Raw genomic sequence first — 15,382 nt, 5'->3', positions numbered from 1 at the left:
TAACAGAATATCCAGATATTTTGAGAAAATTTTTTAAACTTAAAACCGAAATTCTAGAACTTTAACCAATAAAATTGAAGTGTTTTTGCTTCAAAATGGCTGTATTTAGAATTTTAAATCAGGATATTACTAAGAAATTTCAATCTATACTTTTTGTGCCATTTCAACCAATCGTTGAGAATATCCCCATTCATTATCATACCAAGAAACCACCTTCACAAGATTACCATCCACCACTTTAGTAAGTGCCAAATCAACAATTGATGATCGAGAATCTCCTATAAAATCAGATGAAACTAAAGGTTTGTCAGTAACTCCCAAAATTCCCCGATAACGATTTTCTCTCGAAGCCTCTGTTAAAGCATTATTTATTTCTTCAACTGTAGTGTTTCGTTTCAAGACAAATGTCATATCACTCAAAGATACTACAATAGTAGGAACTCTCATTGAAAGTCCATCAAATTTTCCCGAAAGACTCGGAATAACTTCCGTTGTTGCAATAGCCGCACCCGTAGTTGTGGGAACAATATTAGCCCCAGCAGCTCGAGCTCTTCTCATATCATCATGAGGAGAATCTTGAAGTCTTTGATCAGCAGTATAAGAATGAATAGTTGTCATCATAGCTTTTTCTATACCAAAGATTCTTTCTATCACTTCTACTACTGGAGTAATGCAATTTGTTGTGCAAGATGCATTAGAAAAAAAATCCCCCTCTTGAAATATCGACTCATCACTTACTCCCAAAATAGCCGTTGGGACTTCGCCTCCTTTAGAAGGAGCTGAAAGAATTACTTTTTTTGCTCCAGCATCAAGATGCATTTTTGCATCATCATGTTTTACAAATTTTCCAGTACACTCCAAAACAACATCCACATCAAGATCTCTCCATGGGAGATTCTTTGGATCTGATTCACAAAAAACCGGAAATTGAACACCATTTACAACAAGAGTTTTTTCTTTGCTTGAAATTTCTCTTTCGTATCTTCCGTACGCCGTATCATATTTAAGAAGATGTGCCAAAGACGAGACATCTGCCAAATCATTTATAGCAACAACTTTAATATCATTTTTAGAAAGTGCAATTTTAAATGCAGCTCGACCAATTCGTCCAAACCCATTTATAGCTATTTTTTTCATATTTATTTTTAGATTATTTATATTTATTCCATAGAAAACATTCGCATTTTTTTCTCAACAGCTTCTTGCATGGTGTCTCGAGCATCTCCAAGGATTTGACGCAAGTCCGTATTTAATTTTATTTCTTTTTGAAATGCCCGAGAAAGACTCCCTGCAAAAGCTACTCTAGAGTTAGTATCCACATTAAAACAAGAAACTCCTCGAGAAACGACTTCGTGAACACGATCTTTTTCCCAATCAGAAGCGCCGTGCATAACAATAGGAATATTTATTTTTTCAACGATACGACTTAATCGATCATAATCAGGCGTTACTCGTTCTCTAGCCAATCCATGAGCATTCCCAATAGCAACGGCAAGAGTATTTACTCCCGTTCTTGCCACAAAGTCTCTCGCCTGATCAGGATCTGTCATATATTTATCCCAATCTATTTCAATATCTTTCATTTCACTAGAATAAGGAACTGAACCGAGTTCTCCTTGAACAGAGGCTCCTCGATTATGTCCCATACGAACAACTTCAGCAGTAAGGCGAATATTCTCTTCATAGTCTCTTCGAGACCCGTCAAACATAACGGAGGGAAGTCCCATTTCCAAACATCGTTGAATTACTTTTATATTTTTTCCATGATCCAAATGGATACCCACTCGAACATCAGGATAATACCATTCACTAAGATTTTTAATTGTATAAAAAATTGCACGCCCCCCAATATACCTCATAGTACTTTCTGTAAACTGAAGAATGACCGGGACTCTTATTTTCTTTGCAGCCAACAAAACAGCGTGTGTTGTTTCTAAATTCATAACATTAAAAGCCCCAACAGCATATCTTTCCCGACGAGCTTCCACAAGCATATCTGCAACATTCTCTATCATACTATTTTTATTCCAAAATTATATCTTCATTTTACCATTTACTAGAAAAATTTCAAAATATCCATTTTTTTTCTTATGAAAAAATAATTTGTAAATCTTTAGCCGTAACGAAAAGCTCTTCCCCTTCATTCATACTCCGAGAAATTATAGCGTCTACAATAAAAGCTTCTACCGAATCAGTTATATATCTTCGAATAGATCGGGCTCCAAACGAAGCTTCATAGCCATGAGTAACTATAAGTTGAGCAATGTCTGTGTCAAAAGAAACTCGTATATGTTTATTTTTCCAGACATTTTGAGCAAATTCCTTTAAAAGTATTTCAGTAACCTGCAAAAGCTCTTCTTGAGAAAGCGGAAAAAAGAAAATAACATCATCAAAACGATTGAGAAATTCTACCCGAAAAGTTCCTTCATTCACCATTGCGCTTAAAACCTTTTTTTCTATTTCCTCAACATTTCCATCAGGATTTTTTTCATAATATTCTTTTATCAAAACAGATCCAGCATTAGATGTGGCAATAATAATAAGATTATTAAAACGAACCTTCGAACCAAATGCATCCGTAAAAAAACCCTCATCCAAAATCTGTAAGAAAATATCCAAAACCCTGCGATCAGCTTTTTCTAATTCATCCAAGAGAAGAACTCCGTAAGGGTTATCTCGAACGAGAGAAGCTAATTTTCCTGTCATTTCCATTTCTCTCGAACCAATAAGATCTCCCAAAGAAGAGGGCAATTGAAACTCACTCATATCCAAACGTACCATACGAGCATCTCCTCCAAAATAAGTAGTTGCGAGCACTTTAGCCATCTCTGTTTTTCCTACTCCAGTAGGTCCAAGAAAAAGAAAAGATCCTATAGGACGAAATGACTCCTCAACACCACTTCGTGCTTTTCGAAGAGATTTCGCCAACTGCGAAACCGCATGTTTTTGTCCTACTATGCGCTGAGCCATAAGGACTTCCAAATCAGTAAGTTTTTCTCGCTCTTGTTCTGATATAGCTCCGATAGGTATTCCCGTTTTAAGAGTAATATATTCATTCACAGCGTGAGAATCAATTCTTCCTCCCTTGGGATGGTTCGATCTATAAATAAGGACTTCTTTAGCAAGATCCAATGCTCGTTCAGGAAGAGGAACTCCAGAATTAAATCTTCCTGATTGACTTACAATGTATCGAAAGGCTTTTACCGTAAAAACAATTTCTTTCTCTTCGAGCTGAGTAAACTCGTCCAAAAGAATATCTATAGCGGTTTCTTCAGAAATTTCTTCCACATCAATACGTTCCATATGTTTAACGATGGAACTATTTCTTTCTATGTAAGAATGAAAACCCTCTTCAGAAACAGTAGCGATAAGACGAAAACTTCCCAGAGGAAGAAATTTTTCTAACGTGGGAGTAATGTCAGGATTTCCATTTTTTATAGCACCTTCACCAATATAGTTTTCAAGATTATCTATAACAAGAATAACATTGCCCGCAAATGCGGCTTGAGCAAAAAGATGTTCAATATAAGTCGCGACAGATCCCATCTGAGATCCCAAAGAAAAAATTTGTTCCATGTTGGGGCGAAGAATTCTTACGTCTCGAAAAGATCCCTCAAGCACCCTCTCATGTATATATTTAGCAAACCAATTCACGATTGTTTTTCGTCCCGATCCAGATCTTCCTACAAGAAGAGCATTATCTTGATCCGATCTTGAAAGAATAAGCGTCAAAACTTCAAGATTTCTCTTATGAGAGCATACTCGCATAGAAGAAAATTCCCCAGATAAAGAAAAAATAACATCTTCACTCACATCATCGAGTTGAGGTGTGTATCCAAATTTCCATTGTCTTCCTATCGGTTGAATACGAAAAAGCTGACTTTTAGTCCAAAATAAAGATTTTCGAAATTTTTCATCAGCCAAAGAAGTTTCCCAATCAAGAGCTTTTACAAAATTTTCCCAACGAACATTTTTCGTTTCCAAAAAAGCAATAATTGATTTCTTAGAAAGAAGATCCTCTTTTTTTATTTCAGAACGATCTATATCCACTCTCGCCAATACTCGTGAAAATACTGGGAATTCGTATAGGTCAGCAAGATCCATTCTCGAAAAAAACACCTTCTTTGATTGAAAAAAACAAAATAAAGAAAAAAGAAAAACAAAAAACGTTACAAAGAAAAGTAAGAAAAAAGTTTCAAAGAGAAATCCCAAAGGAAGACCAACTAAAAGCAAAAAGGGTGCGCTTAGCCAAATGAAAAGTAGAATAGAACCAATACAGAAAATAAAAAATTCCCAAACAATTGTAAATATAATTACTGAGAATCGAACAATTAATCCGATAAATCGAGAAAAAATATTTTCTATAAATCTTCGCATTGATCTCAAGGGAGCAAGACCTCTCCATGTTTTGGGGGTTATGTCTTTTCTCCATGGAGAAAAGAGTGTTTTCAAGAGATCCTTCGTAGAAAAAAAATCCCATCCGTGTTCAAGATAATTTCTCCAAACACGGAAAAAGCTTTTTAATCCATCATGATAATACCACAAAAAAAATTCCATATATTTTTATTTTTTTCGAAACTTTTTCTTTTTTATAAATCAAAAACATCTACTGGGAAATATTCTCTTTTTCCATTTTCTTCCGCACTTTCAAAAAGTGTTACAGTAGAAACAGAAACGGGAATATGAATTTTTTTTTCAAAAAAATAATCTTCTTCACCTAAATCACTCCTATTTTTTATGCGACGAAATCGTCCCAGTGTTACGTGTGAACAAAAACGTTTTTTTTCTATTTTCGCAAATGAATTTAATTCTTTTGCTAATCTATCATGTAATTTACTTAATTCATCAGATTCTTCACCCCAAGCGCGAATTGATTTAGGATTGTTCTTGTCCGGACCAGATGAAATTTTTTCTAAAAAAATATCAAACACCTCCATTCCCTCAACAGCGCGAAGGATTCCCTCACTTATATGAGGAAGATATTCATCATCTACATTTCCCAAAAAAAGCAATGTAATATATCTTTGTTGGGCCTCTGTCCAAAAAACTTGAAAAGAAGAAAATTCTTTAAGATTTCTCTCTATTACAGCATTTGCTCTTCCATCTATTTGTATCCCTATAAAAAGTTTTCGTACCATACTTCCATCTTAGTCTTTTCTTAGAGTATACACAATATTTACGATTTTTCAAAAAAATTTTTCATCTTTCTCTATACTCTTAAAATTTTGACAAAAGACTCTATTTGGATAAAAGTTAGTATAGAACTATTGTCAATCTCTTTTCGTAAATGAAATCTTTATCGAATTTGCAGTGAAAATTTGAAAATTGCAATAGAAAATGGAAATTGGTAACAGTCCACCAGTATATATTTTCAAAAAATATTTCTACTTCTTCACAAAAAATTATATGCCAGAAAAATCATCCTCCTCATCCCCTATTATCGGCCTCGCATTAGGAAGTGGAGGAACGAGAGGTTTAGCCCATATTGGAGTTCTTAAGATTTTAGAAGAAAATAATATTCCTATTCATTGCATAGCAGGGTCTAGTATTGGCTCTATGATAGGAGGATATTATGCATCAGGATTGTCTGTGTCTGAAATAGAATCTCTTGCTTCTGGAACAAATTGGAGAAAGCTCCTTTCTGTACTTTTCGATCCCAATCTTCGGCATGGACTTCTTAATGGAGGGAAAGTTGAAAGTTTTCTCAACGATACCCTCAAAGAAAAAACTATAGAAAAATGCCGAATTCCTTTTACTGCCGTAGCTACTGATTTAAAAACTGGAGAATGTGTTCTTCTTAATAAGGGTGCTATGGCATCGGCTATTAAAGCAAGTATGTCCATTCCTCTTGTATTCAAACCAACAGAAAAAGAAGGGAAAATTCTTGCTGATGGAGGATTATCTTCTCCTGTACCAGCGAGAATCGTACGGGGTATGGGAGCTGATATTGTTATTGCTGTCAATTTAGACAAGCATTACTTAAATATACAATGGAAACCTGGTTGGTACGATATAGCTAATGATTCCCTTCGTATTCTTCGGCATCATTTAGCGCTTCTTAATTCAGAAAGTGCTGATATCACCATAGAAATTAATCTTGAAAAAAATCGATGGTATACATTTGTTAATGGTCAGGATAAAATTCTTTTCGGGGAAAAAGCAACAAAAAACATACTTCCCCAACTCAAAAAGTTAATAAAAGAAAAAACCATTTCAAAAGATAAACACGAGATTTTTTAAATAATTTTATCTTGTCAAACACAAAAAAGCCATTCACAATGATTTTATGAAATCTGAATTACAATATTTTGCTGATGTGGCTGTTTTTGCTAAAATTTTTGGTATACAAAAATATATTTTCTTTACCTATACTTGCGACAAAAATATTCAGTGTGGGGATTATGTGCAAATTCCTTTTAGTCGAAGAATTCTTTCCGGAATTGTTGTTTCTCTTCACAAAAAACAGCCAGAAGAAAGAAAGTACCGAGCCATTAGAAAAGTTCTTCAAAAAAATATGCTTACAAAAAAGCAAATTCAGCTTGCACGTTTCTTTTCAGAAGAATATCTCACCCCTCCTGAAAAAATCTTCCGATCTTTTCTTCTTCCCAAAAAACCAAAAAAACCTGAAAAAGAATCTCTTTCTCATCTTCCTCTCAGACAGCTTTATCTTCCAAAAAATTATCTCGAGGTTGAAACTTCCTTCCTTGATCTTTTTCAAAAGAAAAGGCATTCACTCCTTATAAGTCCTCCTAGTGAAGAAAGATTACAAGCTATTTTCTTCGCATTACGAGAAAAAACAAAACCTGAAAAACAACATCTTATACTTTTTCCAGATAAAGCATCTCTTTTTTTTGCCGAATCTTTCATAAAAAAATTTTTGGATCCAAAAACATTCGTGATTTTTCATGGATCTCTCACTCCAAGAAAGAAATTTTTCGCCCTTACTTCAATAAAAGAAAAAAAAGAAATTCGATTCATACTTGGAACCAAAAGCGCTCTTTTCTGTCCTTTTAGAAATCTCGGTTTTATTATCTTGGAAGAAGAACAAAGATCTTCTCATAAACAAAGAGAAATAACACCTCGTTATGACACAAAAAGAGTTGTTCGAAAACTTGCCGATATCTATTCTGCTCAACTTCTTTTTACAAGCACTACTATAAGCATCTCTTCCCTTTTCCTTGCAAAAAAAGAAAAATGGCTCATCCAAAAAATTCAAACGAGATTTATACCATCTCTTCACGTCACGTACCCAAGAAAAATTCTTCAAAAGAAATATTATACAAAAAATAAAAAGATTCCTTTTGGATCAGTTCATATTTCCAATGACCTTAAAAATACTATTCAAAGAACTCTTGAAAAAAAACGTAATTTCTTCCTCCTTGTTTCTCGACGAGGAATGGGAGCTCTTAATGTTTGTAATCAATGTAAGAACATACTCTCTTGTCCAAAGTGCGATCATGCTCTTATAGCACGTTCTAATGGAACTTATTATTGCGGTCATTGTTCCTACACTTTAGATATATTTGCTCATTGTCCTTCCTGTCATGAAATGGAATTTACTCGAAAAATCGAAGGAACTCAAACAGTAGAAAAGCTCATAAAACAACAGTTTCCTCACGCTTCAATCATGCGAATTGATTCAGATATAAAGAATTTAGAAAGAACGGATGATTTTTTCTCAAAAAATGACATTATTATAGGAACACCCACAGCCATCTATCGATATTTTGGAAAAAGAATAGGAGGATCCGGCGTTATTGATACAGATTCTTTCTGGAAATGGCCTGATTATCTTGCGGAAGAAAATGCTTTCCACCTTTTTTCTCACCTGGCCGAAAAATCACTCACATTCACACTTCAAACATACCAACCTCATCACCGAGTCATTAAAGCGCTCCTTTCTCAAGAAGGAAAAGATTCTTTCGAAACAGAACTTCTCGAAGAACGTCGTGTTTTACAATACCCTCCCTTTGCAAAAAGAATAACACTCTTAGGCAAACATAATGATACTACGCTTCTCCTTAAACAATCTGATTTTATTCGAAAAATTTTTTCAAAATATTCATCAGATATTCTAAATCTTGGAGAATCTTTTATTCCTATTCAAAAAAAAGATCTCCATTTTCAGCACCTTGCTCTTGTTCTAAAAATTTTTACTATTTGGACAAATCCTCTTGAAAAGGAAATCATAAAAGATCTTCAATCACTTCCTATCAATTGGGTCTCAGATATTGATTCTGAAGGAATTGTATGAGATAATCCCCTTATACTAAGGTTTTTATAAAATAATTTCCTTACACAAGTTTATTTTATTTTTTCTTCAATAATACTATCCCTTTTATGCGTATGAAAAATACTACTCTTCCCCTCACATTCTATCCTCATCCCGTACTCGAAACGACGGGAACCAAAATATCCACTTCAGATCTGGAAAGTATGCGTCAGCTTGCAAAAGAAATGACGAAAACTATGTACGAATCTAAGGGTGTGGGTCTTGCGGCCCAACAAATAGGAAAAGCTTTACAAATATGCGTCATTGACGTTGATGGAAACCTCCATACACTCATTAATCCAAAAATCACATCTTTCTCCCGAAATATGCACACCGATGATGAAGGGTGTCTGAGTATTCCTCGAAAATTTTTTCCCATCGAACGTCATTGGAAAGTAACGGTTCGCTATACCGATGAAGAAGGTGTTGAACGAAAAATGCGAGCATCTGGACTCTTGGCCCGAGCCGTCCAACACGAACTTGATCATCTTAATGGAATTATTATTCTTGACCGCTATCATGAACAAAATAAAAAACGATAAATTATCTTTGCGAATAGGTTTTTTTGGCACTCCAGAATTTTCAAACATACTTCTCAAAGCCCTTGTTAAAGCTGGTCATCTTCCTGTTGTCATCGTTACTAAACCAGATGCACTTGTTGGAAGAAAAAAAATACTTACTTCAAGTATTGTTAAGCAAAATGCTCAATCCTTAAACATACCCACACTTACTCCAAAAAAATTAGATGCTGATTTTTTTTCCCTCTATTCTTCCTTTCAAACAGATATAGCCATTGTTTGTGCCTACGGAAAAATATTTCCCAAAGAACTTCTTTCTCTTCCCAAAAAAGGATGTCTCAATATACATGCATCCCTTCTTCCTTTCTATAGAGGCGCTTCTCCTATTCAAAATGCAATTTTAGATGGAAAAACAGAAACAGGCATAACTCTCATGATTATGGAGCCAGGTCTCGATACAGGACCCATACTTAAAAGTAAAAGTATTCTTATTGAGAAAAATGATACAACCGAAACACTTACCCCAAAACTTGCTTATTTAGGATCGGAGCTCGTCTTAGAGATATTGCCCGATTGGATAAAAAACTGTATTGAGCCAAAGAAGCAAGATGATAAATTAGCTACCTACTGCAAAATAATACACAAAGAAGACGGCCATATTAACTGGAATCAAACGGCAGATTCCGTGTATAATACCTTTAGAGCATTCACTCCTTGGCCGGGAATTCATGCTTTCCTAAAAATAAAAGATAAATCTTTACGTATAAAATTTCTTGACATTACTACCGATAGTATAACTATTCATTCCAATCCTCCTGGAACAATACAACAGTTCGAAAAAAAACTTTTCGTTGTTACCGGGGATAGAAAAAGTATTATCATAAAAAAAATTCAAGTTGAAGGGAAAAACCCTATTTCCTCAGATTTATTTCTTTCTGGCTATAGGAATACACTAAATACTCTTCTTTTTTAAAAAATAATTCTAAAAAATTAAAATATGTCCGCCCCTCAAAAAAATAATGAAGCTTATGTTCTTCTTGTGGGAGTTATCCTTATTGCAATAACACTCATTTTTTCTTTTGGTATTCCTCGCTTCTCTCAAGAAAAGATTACTGATCCAAAAGGAGAAGAACCTGTTTATTCTCTTAAAGATATTGAATTTATATCCCTTAAAGAAGCTAATATGCTCTTAGGATCTGGAAATCTAGAAGCTCTTGATCTCCGTTCAGAATCTGATTTTTATAGAGAACATCTTATTAATTCAATCAATCTCACTCAAAATGAAATTACGAAATACATAGAAACACTTCGCTCCAAAAATGAAACAAAAAAAGTTATTCTTTTAGTAACTTATGCTGAGAAATCAGAAAGCCTCTCCGTTATTACTAAATATTTCACAACAGCACTACCAGGTATAAAAGTTTTTTCACTCTCTGGCGGTTTTGAAGCTTGGAAAAATGCCTCCTACCCTACTCTTCGCGCAGGTGACCCTACAAATCCTATAGATCAAACGAAAGTTGAATATATAAAATCTTCAGAAATACTTACCTTTATTACTTCGAAAACAAATATTCTCACTATCGATGTGCGTAATCCCTCTGATTATACAAAAGATCATCTTGATATCACCAAAAATATCCCTCTTCAAAAACTTGAAATTGAAAAAGATTCTCTTTCTCGAGGACAAACTATTGTTGTTTTTGGATCCAATGCTTTAGAAAGTTTTCAGGCAGGTGTTCGTCTTTTTGATATGGGATTTTTTCAAGTTTATACACTTGATGGTGGATATGATGATATTATAGCTTCTATCTCTCCAACTGACATTCCTCCAGAAAAAGCAAAATAAAGATTTCTGTAAAATCGAAAAGTACTCTCAAAAAATAAGTATCTTTTTAAGTAAAATAAAAGACTTCGAAACAAAATTTATCTAAAGAAAGTCACCACTTTCTCTATTATTTTTATTCTCTTTAAAAATTTTCAAAAAGACAGAAAGATTTTAAAAATTTACGAACGAAATTTTATAATCCTTACTAAAAACACATTTGTATTTTTTTGAATGTCTAAAAAAGATCCTAAGTCTCACAACTAAATTCAGACCATGCTTTTAGTTTTTCTCCAATCGTATTACCCGAGAGAGGTAGTAAATAAAGAAGAACAGTATTTATAATAACCCAAGCCAAAAGAACAATCGCAAAGCCTACAAGAGCACTCCAGATAGTTTTTTTTGCAGCTCCTATTATTGATTGATTCCCTCCCGAAACAATATAGGTAATACCTCCAACAACAAGCATAAGAAAGCCAATAATTGCGAATACCATCAAAACATAATCAACGATATTATCAACTCCCACGACGAGATGGCATAAATTGCACATATCTGAATGTTTTGAAGTAGCTCCACAAGGAACTAATCCCTCACCCTCCCCTGTCGGAGCGGCCTTTGAAATCACAGGGATGCTAAAAATCAAACCAAAAATAAAAACGAGTAGCATTTTTTTTAATATTTTTTTTCTCATAGAAAACCTATTATATATAATCTGTGTATTCAATTTTTTCTTTCTAAAAGAATATATTTCGCATTATACTTTTTTGCAAAAATTTTATTTCACTGAAAATTTCATAACTTCTTCTACAAGTTTTTTCTTTGAAACAAAAGCTCCTGCACAATATTGATCAGCTGCTCCATAATAAATATAAATTTTTTCTTCAGATTCCACTGAACCACAAGCAAAAACTGTTCCAGGTCGATATCCTTGATGTTCATATTCCTCTTCTGGCTCAAGGATAGGATAAGGCAATCGATGCGTTATATTCGCATCTCCAGGAAGAACTTCTATAATAGCAGCTCCGATACGGTATTGACTATCATATTTAGATACTCCGTGATAAAGGAGTAACCATTGGGTTCCTTCTTCGTTAAGAGGAAGTAGTGGTCCAGCAATACCAATTTTCAAACTATCCCAAGATTCAGGGCGAACATCCATAAGAATCTCTCCTCCCAAAGGATTTATCTCTTGAGAAATGTCAAGGCTATCTCTATAATCTCCCCAAATACAATCATCAAGCCTATGAAGAAAAATATATTTTCCATAAACTTTTTTGGATAAAAGAGATGCATTCTTATCAAATCTTCCTGCGGGAGAAATAAGTTTAGGTTCTTCCCAAAACCATTTTCGTGAAAGAAAATCATCTTTTGCAATAGAGGTAAATCCAACGCCCGCAGTATCTTGTCCATTAAAAGCTGTATAGCACATATAAATACGATCATCTATCAAAGTAAGTCGTGGATCTTCACAACCAGAAAAACCTTCCTTTTTTTTAATTTCAAAATTTTTCCTTGGTACATAAATAGGATCACTCAAACGCTCTTCGATATGTACATTGTCCGATGATCTCGCATAACCCAATACCGAAGTATCTTCCTCACCCATCGCTCTATACAATATATGTGTTGATCCCTCCAAGCGAATAGCCCCTGGATTCAAAGTATATTTTGTTTCCCATGAATGATCTTTGAGAGGAGAAATAATAGGATTTTGTTCAAAACGCTTACATTTAATCCGTGGTGGATGTTGTTGTAATTGCTCCAAAAGATCTGCTAAATGAACTGAAGCTTCACAACAGCGGGTATCTGCTGCTCCGTAATAAATATGAAGAATATCATCCTGAATAAGTGCTCCAGAAGGAAAAACGATTTGAGGAACTTGTCCATTTAGCTCGTACATTTTTTCTGGGTATAGTATTGGGGAAGGTGTTCGTCCCAAAATTTTTCGAGGATTTTCCCGATCCAATAAAGCTACTTCTACCGTAAAATTTGGTTTGTTTGTTTTGTAATCATAGATATAAGAATGTACGAAAACCCAACCAGCATCAGTTTTTACTGGGGCAGCGCCCACTTCAATATGGTCTCGAAATTTTCTTTGTAAATCCAAAAGATGTTCATCGATATGTTCATACCATTCCTTCCAATATTCATTCGACCACATATCCTCTTCTTTTTCAAATTCAGCTATGGCAATTTTAGCGGGCAATCGATCCGTATCAACACTCAAAACAGCAACAAATTTTCCTCCTATTTTTTCTGGAAATAACGCCATTGCCTTCGCATTAAAAGGTGTTACTAAATGTCTTTCAAAAGTTTTAAGATCTTTCGATATTGCCACTCCTATTTTTATTCCTTCTGGAGTATGGGGGAAATTTGAAAGTGCTGTATAAAAAATATAATATTTACCATCTATATAAGTAACTCGAGGATCTTCACAACCAAAAGAATCCCAAACTTCTTGAGGTTCAATAAGAAGACTTCTTTCTGACAAACAATCTCCATCACCCTTTACATATCCAATAGTAGAAACTTTCATTTCCACTCCATTGTGCGGTTTCAAAACGGATAATGCTCGATAAAAAAAATGTTTTTCCCCATTTCTTTCTACGACACAAGGATTGAATACCGCTTCAGATTCCCATTCGTGATCAATGTCGGGTCCGAGGAGAGGATTATTGGGATGACGTTTAATTCTCATATGCTATAGAAAAATAAATAATAGGCCTCATTAATTTTTTCAAAATGTTTCCTCTATAAGAGTAAGTTCAGGATCTCCATACTGCAAAAGTATTTTCAAAAATTCCTGAAGTGGAGCAGATGCAACGCACGTCACGGTATCAGCACCTCCATAATATACATACAAAATATCTTCTCGCACTATAGCTCCGCATGGATAAATTACACCCGCTTTCCAACCTCCATTTTCATAATCAAGATCTGGCTCTAATATAGGGCGAGAACTTCGACAGATAACACGCTCAGGATGCTCTAAGTCCAAAAGCATGGCCCCTATTTTGTAGCGAAGATCACTTCCTGGCCACTCTTGGCGTCCTGTTACTGCATGGTATATAACCAACCAACCCTCACTTGTTCGAATAGGAGCAGCTCCAAAAGAAAACTTTCCCGCATCCCAAAATCCCTCTCTTGGACTTATTTGGTGAATATTTTGTAAGAAAGTATTTTCTCCATCAAAATCATCAAGGGAATCAACAAAATCCACCAATACATCGGGAAATATTCTATAAAAAACAACATACTTACCATTGATTTTTTCCGGCAAAATCGCCGCGCTTTTTGCAACTTTTCCAGGAGGAGAGATAAGAATAGGGTACTTCCAATTTTCCCAATTTCGATTCAAAAAGTCCTCCATAGGAATTGAAGTTAACGCTATACGAGGAGGTCCCCAACCATTATAGGCTACATATGTCATATAGACAGTATCCTCTATTCTGGTAAGTTTAGGATCTTCACACCCTCCCCAAGCACCTCCTCCAGAAGAATAAGGAGAAAAAAGAGAATCACTCATTTTTAAAACATTTTCGCAGAGGCCTTCATGTACCGTTCTTGGCACATACATTGGTTTTTCTTCCCGTTCAAAAATAGTAACGCCGTCATAACTCAAGGCATATCCCAAAACAGAAACATCTCCTTCTCCAATAGCTCGATAAACAATATGTACACGACCTTCGTCATCACAGAGTGCTGTGGGATTAAAAGCCGCCTTTGTTTCCCACTCATTTTCGTTCTTTGGTAAAAGTATAGGATTTTCAATATGTCGTTGAATCAAAGGCTGTGGGTTTTCTAAAGGCAAAGAAATTTCTTTATGAACAGTTTCTTTGAGCTCTTTTCTTTTGAGAGATTTTTTTTGTTTAGCACCTATCCAATGTTGAAACGCGTACAACTTATTATCCATTCCCCTCCAATAGGAAATAATATGTTCATCATCAAGAAACACCAAAGATATCGGATCTCGAAGTTCAGCATGTCGATCAGAAACAACCCAAAGAGGTTCTTCACTTTGCCAAAGAATTTTTTCTGGTAATTTTCTATCGAAAAGTACTCCATAAATAGCACAATTTTTTGCTTGAAATAGCTCCGTTTCACTATATGCAAAATAAAGAACTAATAAACCTTCCGGGACACGTTTCACATCAGCAACGCGAAGAGTGTTCTTCGTGCTCATAGGGGGAAGTGAAGAGGCGACTCCTTTAGTTTCAAATGTTCGTAAATCAAAAGAAAAGGAAGAAGAAAGAGAATTTTTCCCATGATAGAGAATGTATTGATTTGATTCTTTTATATAAATAAGAGCTCCCGGGGAATGAATATAAGGAAGTATAGATACCGTCTTCCAATGTATCATATCCATGGAGTGGGCAATCCGAAGCTCTGCCCTCCCTGAAGCAAGACTTATATAAGTAAGAGCAAATCGAAGCGTTCTTCCTGAAACATTAAAACAACGAAAATCACGACACAAAGATATATCTTCTTCTTTTTCTTCCAAATCAATAATTACAAGATCTTTTTCCAAAAGAGAAAATCCATCTCCTTTATTCAATTCGCCTTTCAAAAGAAATTTTGTTTTTGATTCTTTCTGTCGAACAAAAAGATACGTTATTCCTTTGGAAAAAAATACCCCGAGAACCGGGAAAAGGGAGTTCTTCAATCCACTCATACTTTTTCTTTTTTTGATTTCATCGTGGATTTTTTATACTAAAAATTATCCACCTTTAATTACAAAATATATATTATTTTTAGTATACACCTAAA

The 15,382-nt window shown here is 34.7% G+C and carries 12 protein-coding genes; 5 read left to right on the top strand and 7 right to left on the bottom strand.

The annotated features are described in order from the left end of the window. Window positions 1-144: 144 nt before the first annotated feature. The 4 genes from gap to thpR all read right to left on the bottom strand — a co-directional run bounded on the left by gap (window position 145) and on the right by thpR (window position 5,138). Window positions 145-1,137, bottom strand: a complete 993-nt coding sequence (gap, locus tag IPN70_03385) for a type I glyceraldehyde-3-phosphate dehydrogenase (GenBank protein QQS60910.1) — start codon at window positions 1,135-1,137, stop codon at window positions 145-147. Between the two features lie 23 nt (window positions 1,138-1,160). Then, the gene (locus tag IPN70_03380) at window positions 1,161-2,015 is read right to left on the bottom strand and encodes a class II fructose-bisphosphate aldolase (protein QQS60909.1); all 855 of its coding nucleotides are present in this window, start codon (window positions 2,013-2,015) and stop codon (window positions 1,161-1,163) included. A gap of 73 nt (window positions 2,016-2,088) precedes the next feature. After that, window positions 2,089-4,557, bottom strand: a complete 2,469-nt coding sequence (locus IPN70_03375) for an ATP-dependent Clp protease ATP-binding subunit (GenBank protein QQS60908.1) — start codon at window positions 4,555-4,557, stop codon at window positions 2,089-2,091. A gap of 32 nt (window positions 4,558-4,589) precedes the next feature. Next, on the bottom strand, window positions 4,590-5,138 hold the full coding sequence (gene thpR, locus IPN70_03370) for an RNA 2',3'-cyclic phosphodiesterase (protein ID QQS60907.1): 549 nt from the start codon (window positions 5,136-5,138) through the stop codon (window positions 4,590-4,592). Between the two features lie 268 nt (window positions 5,139-5,406). On the opposite strand from thpR, the gene IPN70_03365 reads away from it, so the two are divergent. The 5 genes from IPN70_03365 to IPN70_03345 all read left to right on the top strand — a co-directional run bounded on the left by IPN70_03365 (window position 5,407) and on the right by IPN70_03345 (window position 10,636). Continuing rightward, window positions 5,407-6,240 carry a patatin-like phospholipase family protein gene (locus IPN70_03365; GenBank protein QQS60906.1) on the top strand — a complete coding sequence of 278 codons (834 nt, stop codon included), beginning with the start codon at window positions 5,407-5,409 and terminating at the stop codon, window positions 6,238-6,240. Between the two features lie 46 nt (window positions 6,241-6,286). Then, window positions 6,287-8,254 (top strand): hypothetical protein, encoded by a 1,968-nt coding sequence (locus IPN70_03360; protein QQS60905.1) that lies wholly within the window; start codon window positions 6,287-6,289, stop codon window positions 8,252-8,254. Window positions 8,255-8,346: 92 nt separating this feature from the next. Further along, window positions 8,347-8,814, top strand: coding sequence for a peptide deformylase (def, locus tag IPN70_03355; protein ID QQS60904.1), 468 nt, complete (start codon window positions 8,347-8,349; stop codon window positions 8,812-8,814). Next, window positions 8,792-9,763, top strand: coding sequence for a methionyl-tRNA formyltransferase (locus tag IPN70_03350; GenBank protein ID QQS60903.1), 972 nt, complete (start codon window positions 8,792-8,794; stop codon window positions 9,761-9,763). The genes def and IPN70_03350 overlap by 23 nt, the downstream gene beginning before the upstream one ends. A 24-nt stretch (window positions 9,764-9,787) precedes the next feature. Continuing rightward, the gene (locus tag IPN70_03345; GenBank protein ID QQS60902.1) at window positions 9,788-10,636 is read left to right on the top strand and encodes a rhodanese-like domain-containing protein; all 849 of its coding nucleotides are present in this window, start codon (window positions 9,788-9,790) and stop codon (window positions 10,634-10,636) included. Window positions 10,637-10,862: 226 nt separating this feature from the next. Here IPN70_03345 and IPN70_03340 read toward each other — a convergent pair whose 3' ends face one another. The 3 genes from IPN70_03340 to IPN70_03330 form a co-directional block, all read right to left on the bottom strand. Continuing rightward, complete coding sequence (locus IPN70_03340) at window positions 10,863-11,306, bottom strand: hypothetical protein (protein ID QQS60901.1); 444 nt, start codon at window positions 11,304-11,306, stop codon at window positions 10,863-10,865. Window positions 11,307-11,390: 84 nt separating this feature from the next. Next, window positions 11,391-13,313, bottom strand: a complete 1,923-nt coding sequence (locus IPN70_03335; GenBank protein ID QQS60900.1) for a hypothetical protein — start codon at window positions 13,311-13,313, stop codon at window positions 11,391-11,393. Between the two features lie 39 nt (window positions 13,314-13,352). Beyond that, entirely contained in the window at window positions 13,353-15,287 is a 1,935-nt protein-coding gene (locus tag IPN70_03330; protein QQS60899.1) for a hypothetical protein, read from the bottom strand. Window positions 15,288-15,382: the final 95 nt, after the last annotated feature.

This window comes from Candidatus Moraniibacteriota bacterium, assembly GCA_016699795.1.
GTDB lineage: Bacteria > Patescibacteriota > Minisyncoccia > Moranbacterales.
This window is presented reverse-complemented; position numbering and strand designations above follow the sequence as displayed.

Bases quoted from the DNA above. Each gene is read 5' to 3' on its own strand.
- IPN70_03365 (QQS60906.1), top strand. From the start codon at position 5,407: ATGCCAGAAAAATCATCCTCCTCATCCCCTATTATCGGCCTCGCATTA.
- IPN70_03330 (QQS60899.1), bottom strand. From the start codon at position 15,287: ATGAGTGGATTGAAGAACTCCCTTTTCCCGGTTCTCGGGGTATTTTTT.
- IPN70_03360 (QQS60905.1), top strand. From the start codon at position 6,287: ATGAAATCTGAATTACAATATTTTGCTGATGTGGCTGTTTTTGCTAAA.
- thpR (QQS60907.1), bottom strand. From the start codon at position 5,138: ATGGTACGAAAACTTTTTATAGGGATACAAATAGATGGAAGAGCAAAT.
- def (QQS60904.1), top strand. From the start codon at position 8,347: ATGAAAAATACTACTCTTCCCCTCACATTCTATCCTCATCCCGTACTC.
- IPN70_03350 (QQS60903.1), top strand. From the start codon at position 8,792: ATGAACAAAATAAAAAACGATAAATTATCTTTGCGAATAGGTTTTTTT.
- IPN70_03340 (QQS60901.1), bottom strand. From the start codon at position 11,306: ATGAGAAAAAAAATATTAAAAAAAATGCTACTCGTTTTTATTTTTGGT.
- IPN70_03380 (QQS60909.1), bottom strand. From the start codon at position 2,015: ATGATAGAGAATGTTGCAGATATGCTTGTGGAAGCTCGTCGGGAAAGA.
- IPN70_03375 (QQS60908.1), bottom strand. From the start codon at position 4,557: ATGGAATTTTTTTTGTGGTATTATCATGATGGATTAAAAAGCTTTTTC.
- IPN70_03345 (QQS60902.1), top strand. From the start codon at position 9,788: ATGTCCGCCCCTCAAAAAAATAATGAAGCTTATGTTCTTCTTGTGGGA.
- gap (QQS60910.1), bottom strand. From the start codon at position 1,137: ATGAAAAAAATAGCTATAAATGGGTTTGGACGAATTGGTCGAGCTGCA.
- IPN70_03335 (QQS60900.1), bottom strand. From the start codon at position 13,313: ATGAGAATTAAACGTCATCCCAATAATCCTCTCCTCGGACCCGACATT.